This is a genomic window from Massilia sp. METH4 (assembly GCF_037094685.1).
Classification (GTDB): Bacteria; Pseudomonadota; Gammaproteobacteria; order Burkholderiales; family Burkholderiaceae_D; genus Rugamonas.
In genome coordinates this window covers 81,192-103,807 of the sequence record NZ_CP146614.1, presented here as the reverse complement: position 1 = coordinate 103,807, position 22,616 = coordinate 81,192, and the positions used below count along the sequence as shown (strand labels likewise).

General features: G+C 63.8%; 20 protein-coding genes. 14 read left to right on the top strand and 6 right to left on the bottom strand.

Annotated features, from left to right (window positions below):
- Positions 1 to 18: 18 nt before the first annotated feature.
- The 3 genes from V6Z91_RS00485 to V6Z91_RS00475 form a co-directional block, all read right to left on the bottom strand.
- Positions 19 to 600, bottom strand: a complete 582-nt coding sequence (locus V6Z91_RS00485) for a hypothetical protein (protein ID WP_338765179.1) — start codon at positions 598 to 600, stop codon at positions 19 to 21.
- Entirely contained in the window at positions 600 to 1,601 is a 1,002-nt protein-coding gene (locus V6Z91_RS00480; RefSeq protein ID WP_338765176.1) for a CoA ester lyase, read from the bottom strand. Before V6Z91_RS00480 ends, V6Z91_RS00485 begins: the two co-directional genes overlap by 1 nt.
- A gap of 101 nt (positions 1,602 to 1,702) precedes the next feature.
- Positions 1,703 to 2,692 (bottom strand): malate dehydrogenase, encoded by a 990-nt coding sequence (locus V6Z91_RS00475; RefSeq protein WP_338765173.1) that lies wholly within the window; start codon positions 2,690 to 2,692, stop codon positions 1,703 to 1,705.
- Positions 2,693 to 3,120: 428 nt separating this feature from the next.
- Between V6Z91_RS00475 and V6Z91_RS00470 the strand changes: the two genes are divergently transcribed.
- The 7 genes from V6Z91_RS00470 to gltA all read left to right on the top strand — a co-directional run bounded on the left by V6Z91_RS00470 (position 3,121) and on the right by gltA (position 9,238).
- Positions 3,121 to 3,951, top strand: coding sequence for a GntR family transcriptional regulator (locus V6Z91_RS00470; RefSeq protein ID WP_338765171.1), 831 nt, complete (start codon positions 3,121 to 3,123; stop codon positions 3,949 to 3,951).
- Positions 3,952 to 4,314: 363 nt separating this feature from the next.
- The gene (sdhC, locus tag V6Z91_RS00465) at positions 4,315 to 4,737 is read left to right on the top strand and encodes a succinate dehydrogenase, cytochrome b556 subunit (protein WP_338765168.1); all 423 of its coding nucleotides are present in this window, start codon (positions 4,315 to 4,317) and stop codon (positions 4,735 to 4,737) included.
- Entirely contained in the window at positions 4,738 to 5,100 is a 363-nt protein-coding gene (sdhD, locus tag V6Z91_RS00460) for a succinate dehydrogenase, hydrophobic membrane anchor protein (protein ID WP_338765166.1), read from the top strand.
- Positions 5,101 to 5,103: 3 nt separating this feature from the next.
- Positions 5,104 to 6,882, top strand: a complete 1,779-nt coding sequence (sdhA, locus tag V6Z91_RS00455; RefSeq protein ID WP_338765163.1) for a succinate dehydrogenase flavoprotein subunit — start codon at positions 5,104 to 5,106, stop codon at positions 6,880 to 6,882.
- 12 nt (positions 6,883 to 6,894) lie between these two features.
- A complete protein-coding gene (locus V6Z91_RS00450) occupies positions 6,895 to 7,605 on the top strand; it encodes a succinate dehydrogenase iron-sulfur subunit (RefSeq protein ID WP_338765161.1) in 711 nt (236 codons plus the stop codon).
- Between the two features lie 5 nt (positions 7,606 to 7,610).
- The gene (locus V6Z91_RS00445; protein ID WP_338765159.1) at positions 7,611 to 7,892 is read left to right on the top strand and encodes a succinate dehydrogenase assembly factor 2; all 282 of its coding nucleotides are present in this window, start codon (positions 7,611 to 7,613) and stop codon (positions 7,890 to 7,892) included.
- A 41-nt stretch (positions 7,893 to 7,933) separates the two neighbouring features.
- Positions 7,934 to 9,238 (top strand): citrate synthase, encoded by a 1,305-nt coding sequence (gene gltA / locus V6Z91_RS00440; protein WP_338765156.1) that lies wholly within the window; start codon positions 7,934 to 7,936, stop codon positions 9,236 to 9,238.
- A 148-nt stretch (positions 9,239 to 9,386) separates the two neighbouring features.
- Here gltA and V6Z91_RS00435 read toward each other — a convergent pair whose 3' ends face one another.
- Entirely contained in the window at positions 9,387 to 9,791 is a 405-nt protein-coding gene (locus V6Z91_RS00435) for a Dabb family protein (RefSeq protein ID WP_338765154.1), read from the bottom strand.
- A 187-nt stretch (positions 9,792 to 9,978) separates the two neighbouring features.
- Here V6Z91_RS00435 and V6Z91_RS00430 point away from each other — a divergent pair, with 187 nt between their 5' ends.
- Positions 9,979 to 11,184, top strand: a complete 1,206-nt coding sequence (locus V6Z91_RS00430) for a cation:proton antiporter (protein ID WP_338765152.1) — start codon at positions 9,979 to 9,981, stop codon at positions 11,182 to 11,184.
- Between the two features lie 182 nt (positions 11,185 to 11,366).
- On the opposite strand, the gene V6Z91_RS00425 is transcribed toward V6Z91_RS00430, so the two are convergent.
- On the bottom strand, positions 11,367 to 13,427 hold the full coding sequence (locus V6Z91_RS00425; protein ID WP_338765150.1) for an EAL domain-containing protein: 2,061 nt from the start codon (positions 13,425 to 13,427) through the stop codon (positions 11,367 to 11,369).
- Positions 13,428 to 13,591: 164 nt separating this feature from the next.
- Entirely contained in the window at positions 13,592 to 13,975 is a 384-nt protein-coding gene (locus V6Z91_RS00420; RefSeq protein ID WP_338765148.1) for a BlaI/MecI/CopY family transcriptional regulator, read from the bottom strand.
- 310 nt (positions 13,976 to 14,285) lie between these two features.
- Here V6Z91_RS00420 and V6Z91_RS00415 point away from each other — a divergent pair, with 310 nt between their 5' ends.
- From V6Z91_RS00415 to V6Z91_RS00390, 6 genes are all read left to right on the top strand, one after another.
- The gene (locus V6Z91_RS00415; RefSeq protein WP_338765146.1) at positions 14,286 to 17,141 is read left to right on the top strand and encodes a 2-oxoglutarate dehydrogenase E1 component; all 2,856 of its coding nucleotides are present in this window, start codon (positions 14,286 to 14,288) and stop codon (positions 17,139 to 17,141) included.
- 76 nt (positions 17,142 to 17,217) lie between these two features.
- Complete coding sequence (gene odhB / locus V6Z91_RS00410; RefSeq protein WP_338765143.1) at positions 17,218 to 18,492, top strand: 2-oxoglutarate dehydrogenase complex dihydrolipoyllysine-residue succinyltransferase; 1,275 nt, start codon at positions 17,218 to 17,220, stop codon at positions 18,490 to 18,492.
- Between the two features lie 211 nt (positions 18,493 to 18,703).
- Positions 18,704 to 19,069 (top strand): PspC domain-containing protein, encoded by a 366-nt coding sequence (locus V6Z91_RS00405; protein ID WP_338765140.1) that lies wholly within the window; start codon positions 18,704 to 18,706, stop codon positions 19,067 to 19,069.
- A complete protein-coding gene (gene lpdA, locus V6Z91_RS00400; RefSeq protein WP_338765137.1) occupies positions 19,066 to 20,499 on the top strand; it encodes a dihydrolipoyl dehydrogenase in 1,434 nt (477 codons plus the stop codon). The genes V6Z91_RS00405 and lpdA overlap by 4 nt, the downstream gene beginning before the upstream one ends.
- Positions 20,500 to 20,578: 79 nt before the next feature.
- Positions 20,579 to 21,676, top strand: coding sequence for a cell division protein ZapE (gene zapE, locus V6Z91_RS00395; RefSeq protein ID WP_338765134.1), 1,098 nt, complete (start codon positions 20,579 to 20,581; stop codon positions 21,674 to 21,676).
- Positions 21,677 to 21,689: 13 nt separating this feature from the next.
- Positions 21,690 to 22,358 (top strand): hypothetical protein, encoded by a 669-nt coding sequence (locus V6Z91_RS00390; protein WP_338765131.1) that lies wholly within the window; start codon positions 21,690 to 21,692, stop codon positions 22,356 to 22,358.
- The last annotated feature ends 258 nt before the right edge of the window (positions 22,359 to 22,616 follow it).

Sequence of the window (22,616 nt, the reverse complement as noted above, 5' to 3'; positions counted from 1 at the left end):
TCTTGCGTGACTTGTCGATTACATCTGGCCCGACGGCGCGGCCGGTGGCACGGGCACGGCGGCCGAGGTTGCCGGTGCGGCCGGCGCCGCGGCCTCGATGATCGCGGGCGGTTCGGCCGGCTTCAACTGCTCGGCATTGCGGCACTCGTTGGCCAGCTGGCGGTTCTTCTTCGAGTCCAGCAGCATGCCCTTGGCGGGAATGCCAATCCAGATCAGGCCGTAATGCTTGTTCTCGAAGCGTTGCGCGCCCGTCGTCGTGGCCACGCGGGTCAGGCGGTGCAGGCGCGTCTTCCAGCGCAGCGCGACGTGGCTGTCGTCGCCGGCGTTCTGGTAGATCGTAACTTTGTTGCCGAGCTCGCAGTCGTAATCGACCACGGCCGAACCCAGTACGTCGGGCTCGTCCGCCTCGGGATCGGGGGCGGCGGGAACCGGAGCCGGCTTGGCTTTCGACTTCGCCTTTTTCGCCTCGGACTTCTTGGCGGCGGGCTTTTTCTTCGCCTCTGCCTTCGGCTTGGCGGTATCGACGGCGGCGTGGGCGGCCGGGGCGCAGGCCAGCGTGCACGCGGCGGCGCAGGCGGCAATGAGTTTCAGGATGGACATCAGGTGTTTTCCGTTGCGTTGGGTTGTGGTTCCAACAGCGCGCTTGCCACCTCTGGCAGATTCAAGCCCGCAAGCCTGGCGCGCTGCAGCACCGTCCAATAGTAGCGATAGCTCGCGCGGTCGTGCAAGCGGCCATGCTGGCTGATCGGGCCCCAGTTGACCTTCGCCGCCTCCTGCAGGATCGCCGCCGCCTCGTTCACTTCCGAAAGCCGTGGCGTAAACGCCTTCACGATCGGCTTGATCTGGCTCGGGTGGATGCTCCACATGCGCGTATAGCCGAATTCGACGAATGCGCGCTGCGCGTCGTTGGCGACCACGGCCGAATCCTTGATATCGGTCGTGACGTTGTGCGACGGCACCTTGCCATGCGCATGGCAGGCGGCCGCGATTTCCAGCTTGGCCCGCACCACCAGCGGGTGCCCGAACTGGTTCGGCGTGCGCATCGCGTTGGCGGGAATGGCGCCGTAATGGCTGGAGACGAAATCCATGATCCCGAACGACAGGCATTCGACCTGGGGCAGGGCGGCGATGGCGAACACGCCGCGCAGCGCGCCGTGGGTTTCGATCAGCACGTGCACGGGTAAATTGTCGCGCCCGGCCTGCACCGCGTGCACGTTGATGAAGTCGATGGCCTTCATCACGTCCTGCACGCTGTCGGGCTTGGGCAGCACGATATAAGCGAGCCGATTTGCCGCCGCGCCGACGATGATCTCGACATCGCGGGCGAAATGCGCGCTGGTCACGTCGTGCACGCGCACGCCGATGCGGTTGAAACGGTTGTCGTCGGAATTGACCAGCTCGGCCACGAGGCGCGCATGCGCTTCCTCGTTGCCGGCCGCGGCGCCGTCCTCGCAGTCGAAGGTGATGTCGAATACGGGGCCAAGCTCTTGTTGCAGGGCCATCGACTTGCGCATCAGTTTTTCGGAACCTGCGTAGTGATCGCAGGCCGGCAACAGCAGCGGCTGGCGTTCGCCCTGGAATAAGACCTCGGATGGATGCATCGTGGATGTTCCGGATGAAGAGACCGCCGCGCGGCCGGAAACGGCGGCGCGGCGAGCTGTGTGGAGCGGCGGATCGGCTACCGGGTCCACGGAAGGGATAATTACGGCAGCAGGTGCTTCACGCCGTCACGCTCTTCCAGCAGTTCCTTCAGCGTGAGGTTGATGCGTTCCTGGGAGAATTCGTCGATTTCCAGGCCCTGAACGATCTTGTATTCGCCGTTCTCGGTGGTGACCGGGAAGCCGAACATCACGCCTTCCGGAATGCCGTAGGAACCGTTGGACGGCACGCCCATCGTGGTCCACTTGCCGTTGGTGCCCAGCACCCAGTCACGCACGTGGTCGATGGCGGCGTTGGCGGCCGAAGCAGCCGACGACAGGCCGCGCGCCTCGATGATGGCGGCGCCGCGCTTGCCCACGGTCGGCAGGAACGTGTTGGCGTTCCATTCCTGGTCGTTGATCAGGTCCTTCACGGACTGGCCGTCGACGGTGGCGAAGCGGTAGTCGGCGTACATCGTCGGCGAGTGGTTGCCCCACACGGTCAGCTTCTCGATGTCCTTGACGGCCTTGCCGGTCTTGGCGGCCACTTGCGACAGGGCGCGGTTGTGATCCAGGCGCAGCATGGCGGTGAAGTTCTTGGCCGGCAGGGAAGGTGCCGATTTCATGGCGATGTAGGCGTTGGTGTTGGCCGGGTTGCCCACCACCAGCACTTTCACGTTGCGCGAAGCAACGGCGTCCAGCGCCTTGCCCTGCACCGTGAAGATCTGCGCATTGGCTTCCAGCAGGTCCTTGCGCTCCATGCCCGGGCCGCGCGGACGCGCGCCGACCAGCAGGGCCACGTCGACATCCTTGAAGGCGGTCATCGGGTCCGAGTGGGCGGTCATGCCTGCCAGCAGCGGGAATGCGCAGTCGTCGATTTCCATCATGACGCCCTTCAGCGCCTTCTGTGCCTTTTCGTTGTCGATCTCGAGCAGTTGCAGGATGACCGGCTGGTCTTTGCCCAGCATGTCGCCGTTGGCGATGCGGAACAGCAGGGAATAGCCGATCTGGCCGGCGGCGCCGGTAACGGCAACACGCATTGGGGTTTTAGCCATGATGAATCTCCATTGTGGAATAAAGAAGCTGGACGGACCTGGAGTGCAGGACCTGTACCGGCAACCACCTGGCGAGCGGTGTGCTGGTAAAACTGCAATGATACCAAATTCGCCCCTGCGCAAGGCTCGACATTGCAAGCCAAGTTTAGCCAACTGAGCAGCTTATTGAGCAGCCAACCGAGCACCCAACTGAGCACCCAACTAAGCCACTGACTGAGCAGCGAATTCCGTTCATCCAGGGCTGCCGCGGGACCTGGTGATGAAATCCTGTCCGGTGCGCCATCGGAGCGTCGCCAGGACTAACATCGACGGCGAGTGTAGGCTGGCGGAGTCCTTCTGTCAATGCTATCTTATGTCTTATATAAGACATATAACTTAGTAGGTTTATTACTAGACGGACAGTGCCTTTTGTGGTGAAATCGCGGTCTATGAATCCCGTCACGCCCAACCAGCCCAGCCCAGGCAGCAGTGCGAACGCGCCGGCTGCGCCGGGCGCGGGCGCGACCCCGAGCAATCCCGCGCCGACCGGGGGCGCCGCGCCGGCTCCCACCTTTTCGCCGCTCTATCAGCAGATCAAGGCCCTGATCACGCAGAGCCTGCAGTCCGGCGAGTGGAAACCGGGCGAAATGATCCCCAGCGAAGTGGAACTGGCCAACCGCTACAAGGTCAGCCAGGGCACCGTGCGCAAGGCGATCGACGAACTGGCCGCCGAGAACCTGGTGATGCGCCGGCAGGGCAAGGGCACGTTCGTGTCCACCCACCACGAGGCGCGCGCCCATATCCGGTTCCTGCGGCTGCGGCCCGACGAGGGGCAGCCCCATTATCCTGAGAGCCGCTTCCTGGAAGTGAAGCGCCTGCGCGCCCCGGCGGACGTGGCGCGGCTGCTGGACATGAAGTCCGGGGACGCCACCGTCTACATCAAGCGCGTGCAATCCTTCGATGGCGTGCCGACGATCGTCGAGGAGTTGTGGCTGCCGGGCCAGCTGTTCAAGGGTCTTACGGCCGAGCGGCTGTCCGAGTACAAGGGTCCGATGTACGGCTTGTTCGAATCCGAATTCGGCACGCGCATGATCCGCGCCGACGAAAAAGTGCGTGCCGTGCTGGCCAGTGCCGAGGATGCCGCGCTGTTGGGCGTGGAGGCGGGCACGCCGCTGCTGCTGGCCGAACGCGTGTCGTTCACGTACGGCGACAAGCCCGTGGAATTGCGCCGCGGCCTGTACCTGACCACTCGCCACCACTACCAGAACGATCTGAACTAAGCGATCTGAACTAAGCGATCTGAACTAAGCGATCTGAACTAAGCGATCTGAACTGGGCGAATGGGAGAGGTTGGCACCGCCCGGAAGGGTGGGGAATGCGCTTGAATAGCGGAAATGAATGGAGCGGTGCAACATCGATTTGGTTATATGTAAGAATAGCAGTCGTTGCGGCGGTCGTTGTGGGGAAAAGAGCGAAAGATGAAGGTGTTTCGCAGCAAGGCTCTGCAATTTGCCGTCAGATGCAATCACACAGCGCAGTAGTCAAAAAAGCGCGCACCGGATGAATCCACACGCTAGGGCCCCTGGGCGGCGACAAAAATTCACGGGTAGCAACAAAAAGCAATATCAACTGGGAGGTAAATCATGTCTGACGCCGTCACGGACCCGCGCCGCAAGCCGCGCCGCGAGTTCCGCAACATCCACGTTACCGAGCTGTCGAACTACCGGATGCCGTTCTCGGCCATCGTGTCGATCCTGCACCGCATCAGCGGCCTGCTGCTGTTCGTGCTGCTGCCCTTCATCCTGTACCTGCTGCAGGAAAGCATCCGCTCCGAAATCTCCTTCGCCCACTTCCAGGGCATTGCCTCGCACCCGTTCTCGAAACTGGTGATCCTGGCGCTGGTCTGGGGCTATATGCACCACTTCTGCGCCGGCATCCGCCACCTGGTGATGGATACGCACATCGGCCTGGACAAGGATTCGGCCCGCCAGACGTCCGTCGCCGTGCTGGTCATCAGCCTGGCCGTAACGTTCCTGGTCGCCCTGAAACTGTTCGGAGTGTTCTAAATGAAAAACAATGTCGGACCGAAGCGCATCGTCGTCGGCGCCCACTACGGCCTGGGCGAATTCCTGGCCCAGCGCGCCACCGCCGTGGTGATGGTGGTGTACACCCTCGTGCTGCTGATCGCCTTTTTGACCGGTTCCAACTTCAGCTATGAAGGCTGGGCCGGCCTGTTCGCCAAAACGTGGTTCAAGCTGTTCACCCTGGCCACCCTGATCGGCCTGTTCTATCACGCGTGGGTCGGCGTCGTCTCCGTCTACCAGGACTACATCAAGAACGTGGGCGTTCGCTTCCTCATCCAAACCGCGTCGGCCATGTGGCTGATCGCGTGCGCCGTGTGGTCGGTGCAGATACTCTGGAGTGTGTAAATCGTGGCAGCAATCAAATCTTCTCTCCCTGTCCGCCGCTTCGACGCGGTGATCGTCGGCGCCGGCGGTTCCGGCATGCGCGCCTCCCTGCAACTGGCGGAAGCTGGCCTGAACGTGGCCGTGCTGTCGAAGGTATTCCCGACCCGCTCGCACACCGTGGCGGCGCAGGGCGGCATCGGCGCATCGCTGGGCAACATGGCCGAGGACAACTGGTTCTGGCACATGTTCGACACCGTGAAGGGTGGCGACTACCTGGGCGACCAGGACGCGATCGAATTCATGTGCCGCGAGGCACCGAAGGTCGTCTACGAGCTCGAACACTTCGGCATGCCGTTCGACCGCAACCCCGACGGCACGATCTACCAGCGTCCGTTCGGCGGCCACACAGCGAACTTCGGCGAGAAGGCCGTGCAGCGCGCCTGCGCCGCGGCCGACCGTACCGGCCATGCGCTGCTGCACACGCTGTACCAGCGTAACGTGCGTGCCCGCACCCACTTCTTCGTCGAGTGGATGGCGCTGGACCTGATCCGCGACTCGGAAGGCGATGTGATCGGCGTGGTCGCGCTCGAAATGGAGACGGGCGACGTGATGATCCTGCAGGCGAAGACGACGATCTTCGCCACCGGCGGTGCCGGCCGGATCTTCGCAGCATCGACCAACGCGTTCATCAACACCGGCGACGGCATGGGCATGGCGGCACGCGCCGGCCTGCCGCTGCAGGACATGGAATTCTGGCAGTTCCACCCGACCGGCGTGGCCGGCGCGGGCGTCCTGATCACCGAAGGCGTGCGCGGCGAAGGCGGCATCCTGATCAACTCGCAGGGCGAGCGCTTCATGGAACGCTATGCGCCGACGCTGAAGGACCTGGCGCCGCGCGACTTCGTGTCCCGCTCGATGGACCAGGAAATCAAGGAAGGCCGCGGCGTGGGCCCGAACAAGGACCACGTGCTGCTCGACCTGCGCCACATCGGCAAGGAGACGATCGAGAAGCGCCTGCCGTCGATCCTGGAAATCGGCCACAAGTTCGCCAACGTCGATGCGACGAAGGAACCGATCCCCGTCGTGCCGACCATCCACTACCAGATGGGCGGTATTCCGACGAACATCCACGGCCAGGTCGTGGTGCCAAGCGGCGACGGTTCGCAGAAAGTGGTCAACGGCCTGTACGCGATCGGCGAATGCGCCTGCGTGTCGGTGCACGGCGCGAACCGCCTGGGCACGAACTCGCTGCTGGACCTGGTGGTGTTCGGCCGCGCGGCCGGCAACCACGTGGTGGCATCGAACCTCAAGCAGAAGGAACACAAGGACCTGCCGAAGGATGCCGGCGACTTTGCGATGGACCGTCTGAACCGCCTCGAAACGTCGACCGGCGGCGAGCGCGTGCAGGGCGTGGCGAACGACATCCGCGCCACGATGCAGAAATACTGCGGCGTGTTCCGTACCGACGACCTGCTCAAGCAAGGTTTCGACGAGATCATGAAGCTGGACGAACGCCGCAAGCACGTGTCGTTCAAGGACAAGTCCAAGGTGTTCAACACCGCCCGCGTCGAAGCGCTGGAACTGGACAACCTGATCGAGACGGCCAAGGCGACCATCACGTCGGCCGTGGCGCGCAAGGAATCGCGCGGCGCGCACGCGCACAGCGACTTCCCGAACCGCGACGACGAAAACTGGATGAAGCACACGCTGTGGTTCTCCGAAGGCTGCCGCCTGGAGTACAAGCCGGTCGTCACCAAGCCGCTGACGGTGGAAACCTTCAAGCCAAAAGCACGTACTTTCTAAGGGCCTCATACCATGGCACGCACTCTCAAATTCAAGATCTACCGCTACGATCCGGACAAGGATGAAAAGCCGTACATGCAAGACCTGACGGTCGAGCTGAAGGACACCGACAAGATGCTGCTGGACGCGATCCAGCGCATCAAGTCCGACGTGGACGATTCGCTGGCCCTGCGCCGCTCCTGCCGCGAAGGCGTGTGCGGTTCCGACGCGATGAACGTGAACGGCAAGAACCGCCTGGCTTGCACGACGAACCTGAACGAGCTGACCGAACCGATCATCCTGCGCCCGCTGCCTGGCCTGCCCGTGATCCGCGACCTGATCGTGGACATGACGCAATTCTTCAAGCAATATGATTCGATCAAGCCGTTCCTGATCAACGACTCGATTCCGCCGGAGAAGGAACGCCTGCAGACCCCGGCCGAGCGCGAAGAGCTCGACGGCTTGTACGAATGTATCCTGTGCGCCTGCTGCTCCACGTCCTGCCCGTCGTTCTGGTGGAACCCGGACAAGTTCGTGGGCCCGGCTGGCCTCTTGCAAGCCTACCGCTTCATCGCCGACTCGCGCGACGAAGCTACAGCTGCGCGCCTGGATAACCTGGAAGACCCGTACCGCCTGTTCCGCTGCCACTCGATCATGAACTGCGTGGACGTCTGCCCGAAGGGCCTGAACCCGAACAAGGCCATCGGCAAGATCAAGGAATTGCTCGTACGCCGGGCGATTTGAGCACTATGAGTATTGATAACAACCGTACGCATCAATCGGACCCCGCCAACCGTGCCCGCTTGCGCTGGCGCTCCCGGCGGGGCCTGCTGGAAAACGACCTGATCTTGACCCGTTTTCTCGATGCGCACGAAACGGAATTGACCGACGAGGAAGTGGACGCGCTGACGCGGCTCCTGGACTTGTCGGACAATGCGCTGATGGATCTGGTGCTGGCGCGCAGCGAGCCGGAAGGCGAGCTCGATCTGCCGCACGTGCATGCACTGCTTGGTCGTCTGCGCCACGCCTGATTTTTTGACAATAGCCGCACCTCATCCAGGAAGGAAGAGCCATGAATACTTCTGAAAACAAAGCCACCCTGTCGTTCTCCGATGGCAGCCAGTCGATCGAGTTCCCGATCTACAAGGGCACCGTGGGCCCGGACGTCATCGACATCCGCAAGCTGTACGGCGCCACCGGCAAGTTCACCTACGACCCGGGCTTCATGTCCACCGCGGCGTGCAACTCGTCGATCACCTACATCGACGGCGACAAGGGTGAGCTGCAGTACCGCGGCTACCCGATCGAGCAGCTGGCCGTGAACGCCGACTTCATGGAAACCTGCTACCTGCTGCTGAACGGCGAACTGCCGAACGAAGCGCAGAAGAACGAATTCGTGAACACGGTGACCAAGCACACGATGGTCCACGAACAGATGCAGTTCTTCTTCCGCGGTTTCCGTCGCGACGCGCACCCGATGTCGGTGCTGGTCGGTACGGTCGGCGCGCTGGCCTCGTTCTATCACGACTCGCTGGACATCAACGATGCCAAGCAGCGCGAAATCTCGGCAATCCGCCTGATCGCGAAGATGCCGACCCTGGTCGCCATGGCGTACAAGTACTCGATCGGCCAGCCGTTCATGTACCCGCGCAACGACCTGTCGTACAGCGCCAATTTCATGCGCATGATGTTCGGTAACCCGTGCGAAGAGTACAAGGTGAACGACGTGCTGGTGCGCGCGCTGGACCGCATCCTGATCCTGCACGCCGACCACGAGCAGAACGCTTCCACGTCGACCGTCCGCCTGGCCGGTTCGTCGGGCGCGAACCCGTTCGCGTGTATCGCGGCCGGCATCGCCTGCCTGTGGGGCCCGGCACACGGCGGCGCCAACGAAGCGGCACTGACGATGCTGAAGGAAATCGGCTCGGTCGACAACATCCCGTCGTTCATCGAGAAGGTCAAGGACAAGAACTCCGGCGTGAAGCTGATGGGCTTCGGTCACCGCGTGTACAAGAACTTCGACCCGCGTGCAACGCTGATGCGCGAAACCTGCCACGAAGTGCTGAACGAACTGGGCCTGCAGGACGACCCGCTGTTCAAGCTGGCCATGGAACTGGAAAAGATCGCCCTGAACGACGAGTACTTCGTGTCCCGCAAGCTGTACCCGAACGTGGACTTCTACTCGGGCATCGTGCAGTCGGCCCTGGGCATCCCGGTCTCGATGTTCACCGGTATCTTCGCGATGGCCCGTACCATCGGCTGGATCGCCCAGTGGAACGAAATGATCGCCGACCCGGAACAGAAGATCGGCCGCCCGCGCCAGCTGTTCGTGGGCGCGACCGCGCGCGATGTGCCGCCGCTGAAAGAGCGCAAGTAATCCATCAGGATGGCCGCAAAACGAGAAGCGGGCTTCGGCCCGCTTTTTTTCGTTTGCGCGGCAAGTAGCGCCGGACGTGCAGGTCGTTCGACCGTGCGGCGAACGTTTGACTCAGCTGGGTAAAGCGCAGTCTTGCAGCGGGGCCGGCTCAGGTCACGCTGGCCAGTATCCGCGCCTGCTCCTCCTCCGGCCCCGGTCGCTGCCGCGCCCAGTAATCGATCACGAGCGAGCGTTCTAGGCAGGTGCCCAGCGTTTTCACGAAAGCCACGTGGGCCGGGTGGTTCAGGTAGTCGTCGCGCGCTTCTGCGCTGGTGAAGGTGAGGGTGAAGCAGTGGGTGAAGCCGTCGTTCAAGCCTTCCGGGCTCACATTGGTCCCCGATTCATACCCGACGATGCCTGGAATCTCGTCGGGCAATTTGCCAAAGCCCGTGACGACGGCATCGACGGCCTCGGCCGGGGCATCGTTCTTGAACGCAAACAGCACGACGTGACGCAAGACTAATGTGGAGATCTCGGCAAGCATGGCGGTCCAGTAGAGTAATTGACAAGCCATCCTACACCGCCGCCCTGGAACGCCGCGCGCGAGTCCGCCCTGTCGTACCAGCGTTGCGCAATTGTCGGAAAATTTTCTCCAAGGTATTCATTGGCTTGCCGTTCTGGTATCTTCTTTCCCGCACTTTTTCGACCAGGATTTTCACGCCGCAAGCCACCCATGGTCGGTGCACGACAAGGAGAACACGATGCACATGGGTACCACCGAACTGTTCCTGATCGCCATGACGGCGATCGTGGGCATTCCCTACCTCGTCTGGCGGCTGGGCGACACGGATTACTGGGCACCATTGGTGGTCGTGCAGACGGTCACGGGCATCATCCTCGGGCCCGGCATCCTCGGCAAGGCATTCCCCGAGTACTACACGTTCGTGTTCACGCCGGCCGTGATCAATTGCCTGAACGGCCTGGCGTGGTGGGCCGTCATGCTGTTCGTCATGCTGGCCGGGATCGAACTGGACCTCAAGAAAGCATGGGCGCACCGCCGTGAGAGCACGGTCACCGCCGGGCTCGCGCTGGGTACGCCGCTGGTGATGGGTTGTCTGGCCGCCGCCGGCATGCTGGCGTTCGACGGCTGGACGGGTGCCCGGGCGGCCGACTGGCAGTTCGTCACGGGCGTGGGCATGGCATGTGCCGTGACGGCGTTGCCGGTGCTGATCATGCTGATGGAAAAATTGGAGATCCTGCGCCAGCCGCTGGGCCAGCGCGTGCTGCGCTACGCCAGCCTGGACGACCTCTTGATCTGGGGCGTGCTGGCGCTGATCCTGCTGGAGTGGGAGCGGGTAGGGCGGCAGGCCGGCTTCATCGTACTGTTCGTGCCGGTGACGATGCTATTCCGGCGGCTGATGGAGCGCCTGGCCGAGCGCGACCGCTGGTTCGTGGCGCTGATCTGGCTGTGCGTGTGCTCGTTCGCTGCGGACTGGGCCGGTCTTCACTTCATGGTGGGTGCTTACCTGGCCGGCGCCGTGATGGATGCGGAATGGTTCGGCGAGGAAAAGCTGGACAAGATGCGGCAGGTGCTGCTGCTCACGCTGATGCCGGTCTACTTCCTCAGCACCGGCCTGCGCACCAACTGGGCCGTGGGCGGGTATGCGGTCTTCGTGGCGGCCGGCGTGCTGCTGTTCGTGTCGACGGCCGGCAAGCTCGCCGGCGCGCACGTGGCCGGCAAGATGCTGGGCTGGAGCCGGACCGAATCCTCGGTGATCGGCTGGCTGTTGCAGACGAAGGGGCTCGTGATGATCATCTTCGCCAATATCCTGCTCGACAAGGGGATCATCTCCAGCGAGACGTTTACGGCGCTGCTGCTGATGGCCGTGGGGAGCACGATGTTGACGGTGCCGGCCGTGTATCCGAAGCTGCGCGCGGCGGTGCAACTGATTTTCAAGCCGGCGTGAGGGGCTGTTCCGCCTGGTGTCGTACACCTTTTCCTGGGTGCCTCATCCAGGAAAAGGTGTACGACACCGGTTTTCTCGTCCGGCATCGAGACCTCGAGGGAAAACCGGTGTCAGACACCTTTTCCGGATGAAGCGCCCGGAAAAGGTGTCTGACACCAGGGTAACGCCTGTGCGGCCAGCACTCAATGCGCCGCCAGCCACTGCTCCAGCATCGGCCGCGTCATCGGCTGGCTGATGTAATTGCCCTGCACGCTGCTGCACCCGTTGGCCGCCAGGAAGTCGTGCTGGTCGCGCGTTTCCACGCCGGTGGCGACGACGCGGATGTTCAGGTTGTTGCCGATGTCGAGCATCGTCTTGGCCAGCGCGCCGCTGCCGGGATGGCCGTTGATCTCCTGCACGCGCTGGCGCGTCATCTTCAACTGGCTGACGGGAAGCTGGCGCAGACAGGTGAGGTTGTTCATGCCGGCGCCGAACTCATCCACCGAGAGGCAGATGCCCAGTTCCTGCAGGCCGTTGGCCAGCCGGGTGGCCTGTTCAGGGTTGTTCATCAACTGTTCCTCGCGCAATTCCAGCGTGAGTCGCGAAGGGTTCACGCCGTGGTGCGCCACGCGGTTGGCGATGTAGGGCAGGTAGTCGCGCTGGGTGAACTCGCGCGACGATGCATTGATCGAGATGGGGACGTCGCCGAAGCCCAGGTCCGCCAGCCGGCGCAGCGTGGAGCACACGTCTTCCAGCACGCGCCGCCCCAGCGGCACGATCAGGCCGCTTTCTTCGGCATCGGGCAGGAAATCCGCCGGCAGCAGCTCGCCGCGCTCGGGATGCCGCCAGCGCAGCAGCGCCTCCACGCCAAGGATCTTGCCCGTGCCGACGGCCACGCTCGGCTGGAACAGCAGGTACAGGTCGTCCCGTTCCAGCGCGTCGCGCAGCGCCTGTTCCATGCGCTGCCGGGCGGCCGAGCTGTCGGCCATGCCGGGCGAATAGAAATGCACGGCGTCCGGTCCGCCATGCTTGCCCTCGTACATGGCCACATCCGCGGCGTGCATCAGGTCGCCGGGCGTGCGCCCGTCATCGGGCCACACCGCCACGCCCATGCTGGCGCCGACCGACAGCAGGCGGCCATCGACTTCCATCTCGGGTGCCATGGCGCGCCGGATCCGCTCGATCATCCGCAACGTGTAGCGCAGGCTCGGCTGCGCGGCCAGCACCATCACGAACTCGTCGCCGCCCAGGCGCGCCACCGTGTCGGACTCGCGCAGTGCCGATTGCAGGCGCTGCGCGACCTGCTTGAGCACCTGGTCCCCCGAGTTGTGGCCCATCGTGTCGTTGATTTCCTTGAACTTGTTCAAGTCCATGAGGATCAGGGCCACCTTCTCGTCGCTGCGCTGGGCCGCCTGCAAGGCGTGTTCCAGCCGGTCGCGCAGCAACAGCCGGTTCGCCAGTCCAGTGAGCGGATCGTGCGTGACGAGGTGTTCGAGCTGCGTGGTGCGCTGCTTCATCGCGGTAATGTCCTCGATGATGCCGATGAAGTGCGTGACCTGGCCGGCGTGGTCGCGCACCGGCGTTACCGACAGGTGGTTCCAGAACAGCTCGCCGTTCTTGCGCTTGTTGCGGAACACCACGGTGGCCGGGCGCTGGGCGAGAATCGCACCGGCCAGGTGGGCGCGCTGGTCGTCGTCCATGCCGGGCGCGGCCATGAAGCGCGAGTCGTGGTTGATCGCTTCCACGGTCGAGTAGCCGCTGATGCGCTCGAACGCGGGATTCACGTATTCGATCGGATTGTCGCGGCCTTCGTGGCGGGCGATCACGATGCCGTTGCTGGCCGCCATCAGCGCACGCTCGAACAGTTCGAGCCGGTCGCGCTGCTCGTAGTGCCGGGCGAGATCGACACCCATGCCGCACAGGTAGCGGCCGTCGCCCACGATCGACAGCCGCGAACTGATGAACAGGAAGGGCGTGGTGCCGCCCTTGCCGTCGCGCAGGCGCGCTTCCAGCTGCACCTTTTCATCGCTCTGGAACACGGTGCAGAAGGCGCGGGCCACCTTCGAGCGTGTGTCGGGCTCGAACAATTCGAGCATATGGACCGAGCGCAGCCGCTCGGACGACAATCCCGTCACGTGCTCCAGCTGGCGATTCCACAGCACAAAATAACCGGACTCGTCCAGGACATAAAAGGCGCCCGAGAGCAAATCCATCACCTCCCGCAACGGCAAATCGCCGACCAGGGTGGCCGCGCTATCCACCATGTCACTCCCCACTTATGTTGTTATATCGGGTTGCCGGCGAGCCGTTGCAAGCCTGGGGCCGGCAGCCAGGCTTGCTGAAACATTCAAACGTGAAGCACGGGAAAAGTGTGGACGAAAACTCAAAAGAGTGACGCGCGGTTGCAAAATATGGCTGAGCACCGGTTTCAATCGGGAAGCCGGTCTTCTCCCAGGAGGGCGGAGATTTCGGCGCGCTCGCGCGCCGTCACGTGGCCGCCGCGCAGGGCCGCCAGCACGAGCGCCTTGCCGGAGCCGGCGAAGGCCTTCTGGATCAAGTCCTTTAACAGACTGGTCTGGATCGAAGCCTGTTCCTGGGCGGGCGCGTAGACGTGGGCGCGGGCACTTTCGTCGCGCGTCACGATTCCCTTGCCATGCATGACCTGCAACTGGCGCAGCACGTTTGCATAGGTCAGTTCGGGCCGGGCGGCGAGGGCGGCCGCATGGACCTGCTTCGCGGTAGCCGGGCCCAGTTCGTACAGCAGCCGCAGCATCTCGAGTTCGGCGGGAGTCGGTTTCGGTGGGGAGTTCATGGCGCTCTTCCTGGTGGGCACGGAAGTAGAATAAATGATCTAGAACATGCTGTCTATCTTGCGCCGGCGCGCCGCCCATGCCGGACGGAAGAAACGTTCGATTAACTCGTTGGTGGTTGTTCCATCTCAACGCAGCGTGCTATGCTAGGTGGCTATTTATGGAAGCTCGTAGGTCGATTGTCTTTCGGGCAACCAAAGAGGTCCTTCCCCCCACAACTTGATGTGCGATCCGCTAACCGGTCAGGCCGTGTCGCGGAAGGTTTGTATAACCCGCCCCAACCTCGCGAAGCGCGAAGAAAGGTGAGCAAGAATGATGCAGCAACTGACGTCCAACTCCTACCTGTTTGGTGGGAATGCGCCGTACGTAGAAGAACTCTACGAAGCGTACCTGGAAAACCCCGGCTCGGTGCCGGATAACTGGCGCGCTTATTTCGACGCCATGCAGCACGTGCCTGCCGTCGACGGTTCCAACAAGCCCGACGTCAACCACTCCTCCGTGATCGCCTCGTTTGCCGAGCGCGCGAAAGCCGGCCCGATCCGGACCGTGACCGCGACCGCCGATGTCGAAATGGGCCGCAAGCGCGTGGCCGCCACCCAGCTGATCGCAGCCTACCGCTACCTGGGCTCTCGCTGGGCCAACCTCGACCCGCTGCAGCGCCAGGAACGCCCGGCCATCCCGGAACTGGACCCTGCCTCCTACGGCTTCACCGACGCCGACCTGGACACCGTATTTAACATCAGCAACACGTACTTCGGCCCGGAAACCGCGTCGCTGCGCGACCTGCTGAACTACCTGCGCGAAACGTACACCCGCTCCATCGGCGCGGAATTCATGTACATCTCCGATCCGGCCGAGAAGCGCTGGCTGCAGGAACGCCTGGAATCGATCCGCTCCACGCCGAACTTCTCGCCGGAAAAGAAAAAGCACATCCTGGAACGCCTGACCGCGGCCGAAGGCCTCGAGCGCTACCTGCACACCAAGTACGTGGGCCAGAAACGCTTCTCGCTGGAAGGCGGCGAAACGTTCATCGCCTCGATGGATGAGATCATCCAGCGCGCCGGCGAAAAGGGCGTGCAGGAAATCGTGATCGGCATGGCCCACCGTGGCCGCCTGAACGTGCTGGTCAACACCCTGGGCAAGGCACCGAAGGACCTGTTCGAGGAATTCGAAGGCAAGCACGGCGACGACCTGCCGGCCGGCGACGTGAAATACCACCAGGGCTTCTCGTCCGACATCTCCACCGCCGGTGGCCCCGTCCACCTGTCGCTGGCGTTCAACCCGTCGCACCTGGAAATCGTCAATCCGGTGGTCGAAGGTTCCGTCAAGGCGCGCATGGACCGCCGCGGCGACACCCAGGGCGCGCAGGTGCTGCCGATCCTGGTGCACGGCGACGCGGCATTCGCCGGCCAGGGCGTGGTGATGGAAACGCTGAACCTGGCGCAGACCCGCGGCTATGGCACGGGCGGCACGGTGCACGTCGTGATCAACAACCAGATCGGCTTCACCACGTCCGACCCGCGCGACGCGCGTTCGACGATCTATGCCACCGACGTCGTCAAGATGATCGAGGCGCCGGTGCTGCACGTGAACGCCGACGATCCGGAAGCGGTCGTGCTGGCTTCGCAGATCGCCCTGGACTACCGCGCGCAGTTCCAGAAGGACATCGTGGTCGACATCATCTGCTACCGCAAGCTGGGCCACAACGAGCAGGACACGCCGGCGCTGACGCAGCCGCTGATGTACAAGAAGATCGCGCAACACCCGGGCACCCGCCGCCTGTACGCCGACAAGCTGGCGGCCCAGGGCGTGATCCCGGCCGACGGCGGCGACCAGATGGTGGCCGCGTACCGCGCCGCCATGGACGCCGGCAAGCACACCGTCGACCCGGTCATCTCGAACTTCAAGAACAAGTTCGCCGTCGACTGGCTGCCGTTCCTGAACCGCAAGTGGACCGACGCGGCCGATACCGCCGTGCCGCTCACGGAACTGAAGCGCCTGGCTACCCGCATCACCACCGTGCCGGAAGGCTTCAAGGTGCACTCGCTGGTGGAAAAAGTACTGGCCGACCGCGCCAACATGGGCAAAGGTGAACTGAACCTGGACTGGGGCATGGGCGAACACCTGGCCTACGCGTCGCTGGTCTCGTCCGGCTACGCCGTGCGCCTGACCGGCCAGGACGCCGGCCGCGGCACGTTCACGCACCGCCACGCGGTGCTGCACGACCAGAACCGCGAACGCTGGGATGCCGGCACCTACGTGCCGCTGCAGAACGTGTCCGACAACCAGGCACCGTTCACCGTCATCGACTCCGTGCTGTCGGAAGAAGCGGTGCTGGGCTTCGAATACGGTTACTCGACCGCCGAGCCGAACACGCTGACGATCTGGGAAGCCCAGTTCGGCGACTTCGTGAACGGCGCCCAGGTGGTGATCGACCAGTTCATCTCGTCCGGCGAAGTGAAGTGGGGCCGCGCTTCGGGCCTCGTGATGCTGCTGCCGCACGGCTATGAAGGCCAGGGTCCGGAGCACTCCTCCGCCCGCCCGGAACGCTTCCTGCAGCTGTGCGCCGAGAACAATATGCAGGTGGTGCAGCCGACGACGGCCGCGCAGATCTTCCACCTGCTGCGCCGCCAGATGGTGCGCCAGTTCCGCAAGCCGCTCGTCGTGCTCACGCCGAAGTCGCTGCTGCGCAACAAGGATGCCGGCTCGCCGCTGAACGACCTGGCCAAGGGTGCGTTCCAGACCGTGATCGGCGAAGTGGACGACAAGATCGATGCGAAGAAGGTCAAGCGCGTGATCGCCTGCTCCGGCAAGGTGTATTACGACCTGGCCAATGCCCGCAAGACCCGCGGCCAGACCGATACGGCCATCATCCGTGTCGAACAGCTGTACCCGTTCCCGCACAAGGCATTCGCCGCCGAACTGAAGAAGTTCCCGGCCGCCACCGAAGTGGTGTGGGCGCAGGACGAGCCGCAGAACCAGGGTCCATGGTTCCAGATCCAGCACAACATCTTCGAGTCGATGGAAGCGGGCCAGCGCCTGGCGTATGCCGGCCGTCCGGCTTCCGCCTCGCCGGCTGTCGGCTACTACGACAAGCACTACGCCCAGCAGAAAGAGCTGCTGGAAACGGCGTTCTCGAAGCTGAAGGGCTTCATCCTGACCAAGTAAAAGCAAGGCAAGCCGCGCGGACTCCGAGGAGGTCTGCGCGGCCTCTACGCATCTATCGAATACGGAGTAACAACAAATGGCACAAATCGAAGTCAAAGTTCCACAACTGTCGGAATCCGTCGCTGAAGCGACCCTGCTGGCCTGGCACAAGAAGGTCGGCGACACCGTGGCGCGCGACGAGAACCTGATCGACATCGAAACCGACAAAGTGGTCCTGGAACTTCCCGCACCGGCCGCCGGCGTGATCGTGCAGATCATCAAGAACGATGGCGCGACCGTCGTTGCCGATGAAGTGATCGCCATCATCGATACGGAAGGCACCGCAAAAGTTTCGCCGATCCCCGTGACGGCAGCCCCGGTGGAAACCGCGGCCGCACCGGCACCTGCCGCAGCGCCGGCAGCCGCCACCGGTGGCTCGAAGGGCGACGTGGCCATGCCGGCCGCCGCCAAGATCCTGTCCGAGAAAGGCCTGTCCGCTTCCGACGTGACCGGCTCCGGCAAGGATGGCCGCGTGACCAAGGGCGATGCCCTGGCCGCTTCCGCCGCATCTGCCAAACCCGCAGCCGCCGCACCGGCACCCGCCGCTCCTGCTGCCGCCGCCAAGCCGGCCCTGCAGAAAGTGGCCGCACCGGTCACGCTCAACCTGGGCGACCGTCCGGAAGAGCGCGTGCCGATGAGCCGCCTGCGCGCCCGTATCGCCGAGCGCCTGGTCGAATCGCAATCCACCAACGCCATCCTGACCACCTTCAACGAGGTGAACATGAAGCCGGTGATGGACCTGCGTAACAAGTACAAGGACAAGTTCGAGAAAGAGCACGGCGTGAAGCTGGGCTTCATGTCCTTCTTCGTCAAGGCCGCCGTGGCAGCCCTGAAGAAGTACCCGATCCTGAACGCATCGGTCGACGGTAACGACATCGTCTACCACGGCTACTTCGACATCGGTATCGCCGTCGGTTCGCCGCGCGGCCTGGTGGTGCCGATCCTGCGCAACGCCGACCAGATGACGATCGCCGAGATCGAGAAGAAGATCGGCGAATTCGGCGCGAAGGCCAAGGAAGGCAAGCTGACCCTGGACGACCTGACCGGCGGCACGTTCTCGATCTCCAACGGCGGCACCTTCGGCTCCATGCTGTCGACCCCGATCATCAACCCGCCGCAGTCGGCGATCCTGGGCGTGCACGCGACCAAGGACCGCGCCGTGGTGGAAGACGGCCAGATCGTCATCCGCCCGATGAACTACCTGGCGATGTCCTACGACCACCGCATCATCGACGGCCGCGAAGCCGTGCTGGGCCTGGTGGCGATGAAGGAAGCGCTGGAAGATCCGGCGCGCCTGCTGCTGGACCTGTAATCGAGCGTAGGTAGATCACCGGCCGGCTGCGTACCCCGCAATCGGCCGTAGCCTGCGGCTCCAGCCTTGGTGTCGGACATCTTTTCGCGCAGCGAAAAGGTGCCCGACACCGGTTTTCCGCCCCCACTTCGGCTTCGTTCGGCCGCAGTGGTGAAAACCGTGGTTAGCCCCCATCTGGGAACTGACCCCACGACCTCAGGAGCCGACGGCCATGACCATCTCCGACGAAATCCGCCGCCTGCACGAGTTGCACCAGGCCGGCGCCCTGACCGACGCGGAGTTTGCCCGCGCCAAGGAGCGCCTGCTGAACGGCGCCCCGCCCCCCGCGGCCGGTGACGGCGACCTGGCCAGCGAGTTCTCGCGGCTGCGCCGTTCGCGCGCCGACCGCTGGCTGGGCGGCGTGTGCGGCGGGATCGGCAAGGCTTCCGGCGTGGCGTCGTGGATCTGGCGCATCGTGTTCGTGTTGTTCACGATCTCGTTCGGCTTCGGGCTGGTGATTTACATTCTGTTGTGGATATTCGTCCCGGAAGAAGAGCGTCTCCCGGGTAACGACATAATTGGGAAATCAGACACATGAGCAACAAACAATTCGACGTAGTGGTGATCGGCGCCGGCCCCGGCGGCTATATCGCGGCCATCCGCGCTGCACAGCTGGGCTTCTCGGTCGCGTGTATCGACGAGTGGGCCAATGAAAAGGGCGGCCCGGCACCGGGCGGCACCTGCACCAACGTCGGCTGCATCCCGTCCAAGGCGCTGCTGCAATCGTCCGAGCACTTCGAGCATGCCGGTCACGCGTTCAAGGAGCACGGCATCGAGGTGTCCGGCCTGGCGCTGAACCTGGGCCAGATGCTCAAGCGTAAGAACAACGTCGTGAAGCAGAACAACGACGGCATCCTGTACCTGTTCAAGAAGAACAAGGTGACGTTCTTCCACGGCCGCGGCGCATTCGGCGGCGCAGCCGGCGCGGAAGGCTATCCGATCGAGATCACCGGGCAGACGACCGAAACGATCAACGCGAAGCAGGTGATCGTGGCCACGGGTTCCAACGCCCGTGCGCTGCCGGGCGCACCGTTCGATGAAAAGCTGATCCTGTCGAACACGGGCGCGCTGGCCATCGAGGCAGTGCCGGCCAAGCTGGGCGTGATCGGCGCCGGCGTGATCGGCCTGGAAATGGGTTCCGTATGGCGCCGCCTGGGCGCCGACGTGACCGTGCTGGAAGGCCTGCCGACCTTCCTGGGCGCCGTGGACGAGCAGATCGCCAAGGAAGCGCACAAGATGTTCACCAAGCAGGGCCTGAAGATCAGCCTGGGCGTGAAGGTGGAGTCGGTGACCGCCGGCGAGAACAACGTGACCGTGAAGTACGCGGATGCGTCGGGCGCCGCACAGGAAGCCGTGTTCGACAAGCTGATCGTCTCGATCGGCCGCACCCCGAACACCAACGGCCTGAACGCCGAGAAGGCCGGCCTGGCGCTGGACGAGCGTGGCTTCATCGCCGTGGACGACGACTGCAAGACCAACCTGCCGAACGTGTGGGCGATCGGCGACGTGGTGCGCGGCCCGATGCTGGCGCACAAGGCCGAGGAAGAGGGCGTTGCCGTGGCCGAGCGTATCGCCGGCCAGCACGGCCACACCAACTTCGACACAATCCCCTGGGTCATCTACACCTCGCCGGAAATCGCCTGGGTCGGCAAGACCGAGCAGCAGCTGAAGGCGGCCGGCGTGGCGTACAAGGCCGGCACCTTCCCGTTCCTGGCCAACGGCCGCGCACGCGCGCTGGGCGACACGTCCGGCATGGTGAAGTTCCTGGCCGATGCCACGACCGACGAGATCCTGGGCGTGCACATCGTGGGCCCGATGGCTTCCGAGCTGATCTCCGAAGCCGTCGTGGCGATGGAATTCAAGGCTTCGGCCGAGGACATCGCGCGCATCTGCCACGCTCACCCGTCGCTGTCCGAAGCGACCAAGGAAGCTGCACTGGCCGTCGACAAGCGCACGCTGAACTTCTAACTGTTGCTTGAAGCCTTACCTGGGCCGGCCAAGCGAGCCACTTGGCCGGCCCGGCGTTTTTGTACGAAGCGAATCTTTCATGAACGTCCTCGAGTTTTACCAGCACGCGCTGGAACAGCGCAACTTCAAGCCCGACGAAGCCCAGCGCCGCGCCGTGGAACGGCTGCAGCACTGCTACGACGAATGGGTGGAGTACAAGGCCCAGCGCTCGAACAGCTTCAAGCGCCTGATCAACCGCCCGGACCCGCCACGCGGCGTGTACATGTGGGGCGGCGTGGGGCGCGGCAAGTCGTTCCTGATGGATTCGTTCTATTCGGTCGTGCCGGTGGTGCGCAAGACGCGCCTGCACTTCCATGAATTCATGCGCGCCGTGCATATCCAGCTCGACGAGCTGATGGGCATCGCCGACCCGCTCGACGAGGTGGCGAAACGGATCGCCAAGAAATACCGGCTGATCTGCTTCGACGAATTCCACGTCTCGGACGTGGCCGACGCGATGATCCTGTATAACCTGATGAAGGCGCTGTACGACAATGGCGTGTCGTTCATCATGACCTCGAACTACGAACCGTCCACGCTGTATCCGGACGGGCTGCACCGCGACCGTATCCTGCCCACCATCGCGCTCCTGAAGGAAAAGATGGATGTGCTCAACGTGGATGCGGGCGTGGACTACCGCGGCCGCGCGCTGGAGCAGGTGCACGCCTACTACATGCCGCTCAATGCGGCCACCGACGCCAAGCTGCGCGAAGCTTTCACCAAGCTCGCCGACACGCAGGAAGAAGACAAGCACGTCACGATCGAAGGCCGTGAACTGACGGCGCTGCGCCGCGCCGGCACCGTGATCTGGTTCGATTTCCAGACGCTGTGCGGCGGTCCCCGTTCGCAGAACGACTACCTGGAAATCGCCAGCCGTTTCCATACCGTGATATTGTCCGGAGTGCCGATGATGTCCGCCGGCCAGTCGTCCGAGGCACGCCGCTTCACGTGGCTGATCGACGTGTTCTACGACCAGGGCGTGAAGCTGATCATGTCCGCCGAGGTGGAGCCGGAAGAGCTGTACACTTCGGGCATGCTGGCCAATGAATTCCACCGCACCGTGTCGCGCATCGTGGAGATGCAGTCGCGCGAGTACATGGAAAAGGCACAGCGGGGCGGCGCCGCCGCACTGACCTGAACTACGGATGAGGATGATGGGGAAAGTATTGACGTTGATGGGCGGCCTGCTGCTGGCCGGTGGCGCGCTGGCGCAGGCGACGATCGGGTCGGTGGAGCAGGCCGACACGCTGCTGGCGCAGGTGGCGAAGGACCGCGCGGCGGTCGAGGCCGAATTCGCCGAGAGCGAACAGGTGTGCTACACGAAGTTCTTCGTCAATAACTGCCTGGACAAGGCGAAGGATAAACGCCGCGAGCGGCTGGCGGAACTGCGCGCGATCGAGATCGACGCGAACTACTTCAAGCGCAAGAGCGCCGTCGAACAGCGCGACCGCGAACTGACCGACCGCAACCAGCGCGACGCGGCCGAGGACGCAAAGCGCGCCGCCAACCCGCCGGCCCCACGCGTCACCCCCGAGGAAAAGCCGCGCCCGCAGCCGATCAAGACACTGCCGGCCCAGCGCCAGGCCGAGCACGCCGCCCGCGAACAGCAGCGCGCCGCGCGGGATGCCGCCGAGGCGAGCGAGCGCGCGAAGAAGGTCGAGGACTACAACCGCAAGCAGGCCGAAGCGGCCGAGCGGCAAAAACGCGTGGCCGAGAAAAAGGCCGAACGCGAAGCCAAGCGCGCCCAGCGCGAAGCCGACGAGGCCGCGAAAAAGGCGGCCGAGGCGGAAAAGGCAAAGCAGCACGGGCAGGGCAAGTAAGCTTTCCCTTCCATCACGAACAGCCGGCAGCCACGCCGGCTTTTTTCTTGCCAGCAGCGCTTGCATCTCCGACACCGGCGTTCCTCACGAAGTCAGCAGCATCCGGCGAAAACCATGGTGGCTTCCGCCAAGGCCTGTCTCGCCGCGCTCGACAGGCTGCATGCCAGGGAGCGGTGAAGACCGAGCGGACTTGATCCGTGCCGCCGAACTTTGGTGTCGGACACTATTTTTCGTAGAAAAATAGTGTCCGACACCGGT

Coding starts and splice junctions, on each gene's coding strand:
- V6Z91_RS00435 (WP_338765154.1), bottom strand. CDS start 9,791: ATGGCTTGTCAATTACTCTACTGGACCGCCATGCTTGCCGAGATCTCC.
- V6Z91_RS00420 (WP_338765148.1), bottom strand. CDS start 13,975: ATGAACTCCCCACCGAAACCGACTCCCGCCGAACTCGAGATGCTGCGG.
- sdhD (WP_338765166.1), top strand. CDS start 4,738: ATGAAAAACAATGTCGGACCGAAGCGCATCGTCGTCGGCGCCCACTAC.
- V6Z91_RS00430 (WP_338765152.1), top strand. CDS start 9,979: ATGCACATGGGTACCACCGAACTGTTCCTGATCGCCATGACGGCGATC.
- V6Z91_RS00470 (WP_338765171.1), top strand. CDS start 3,121: ATGAATCCCGTCACGCCCAACCAGCCCAGCCCAGGCAGCAGTGCGAAC.
- V6Z91_RS00425 (WP_338765150.1), bottom strand. CDS start 13,427: ATGGTGGATAGCGCGGCCACCCTGGTCGGCGATTTGCCGTTGCGGGAG.
- gltA (WP_338765156.1), top strand. CDS start 7,934: ATGAATACTTCTGAAAACAAAGCCACCCTGTCGTTCTCCGATGGCAGC.
- zapE (WP_338765134.1), top strand. CDS start 20,579: ATGAACGTCCTCGAGTTTTACCAGCACGCGCTGGAACAGCGCAACTTC.
- V6Z91_RS00480 (WP_338765176.1), bottom strand. CDS start 1,601: ATGCATCCATCCGAGGTCTTATTCCAGGGCGAACGCCAGCCGCTGCTG.
- V6Z91_RS00450 (WP_338765161.1), top strand. CDS start 6,895: ATGGCACGCACTCTCAAATTCAAGATCTACCGCTACGATCCGGACAAG.
- sdhC (WP_338765168.1), top strand. CDS start 4,315: ATGTCTGACGCCGTCACGGACCCGCGCCGCAAGCCGCGCCGCGAGTTC.
- V6Z91_RS00445 (WP_338765159.1), top strand. CDS start 7,611: ATGAGTATTGATAACAACCGTACGCATCAATCGGACCCCGCCAACCGT.
- lpdA (WP_338765137.1), top strand. CDS start 19,066: ATGAGCAACAAACAATTCGACGTAGTGGTGATCGGCGCCGGCCCCGGC.
- V6Z91_RS00390 (WP_338765131.1), top strand. CDS start 21,690: ATGATGGGGAAAGTATTGACGTTGATGGGCGGCCTGCTGCTGGCCGGT.
- V6Z91_RS00475 (WP_338765173.1), bottom strand. CDS start 2,692: ATGGCTAAAACCCCAATGCGTGTTGCCGTTACCGGCGCCGCCGGCCAG.
- V6Z91_RS00415 (WP_338765146.1), top strand. CDS start 14,286: ATGATGCAGCAACTGACGTCCAACTCCTACCTGTTTGGTGGGAATGCG.
- V6Z91_RS00485 (WP_338765179.1), bottom strand. CDS start 600: ATGTCCATCCTGAAACTCATTGCCGCCTGCGCCGCCGCGTGCACGCTG.
- V6Z91_RS00405 (WP_338765140.1), top strand. CDS start 18,704: ATGACCATCTCCGACGAAATCCGCCGCCTGCACGAGTTGCACCAGGCC.
- odhB (WP_338765143.1), top strand. CDS start 17,218: ATGGCACAAATCGAAGTCAAAGTTCCACAACTGTCGGAATCCGTCGCT.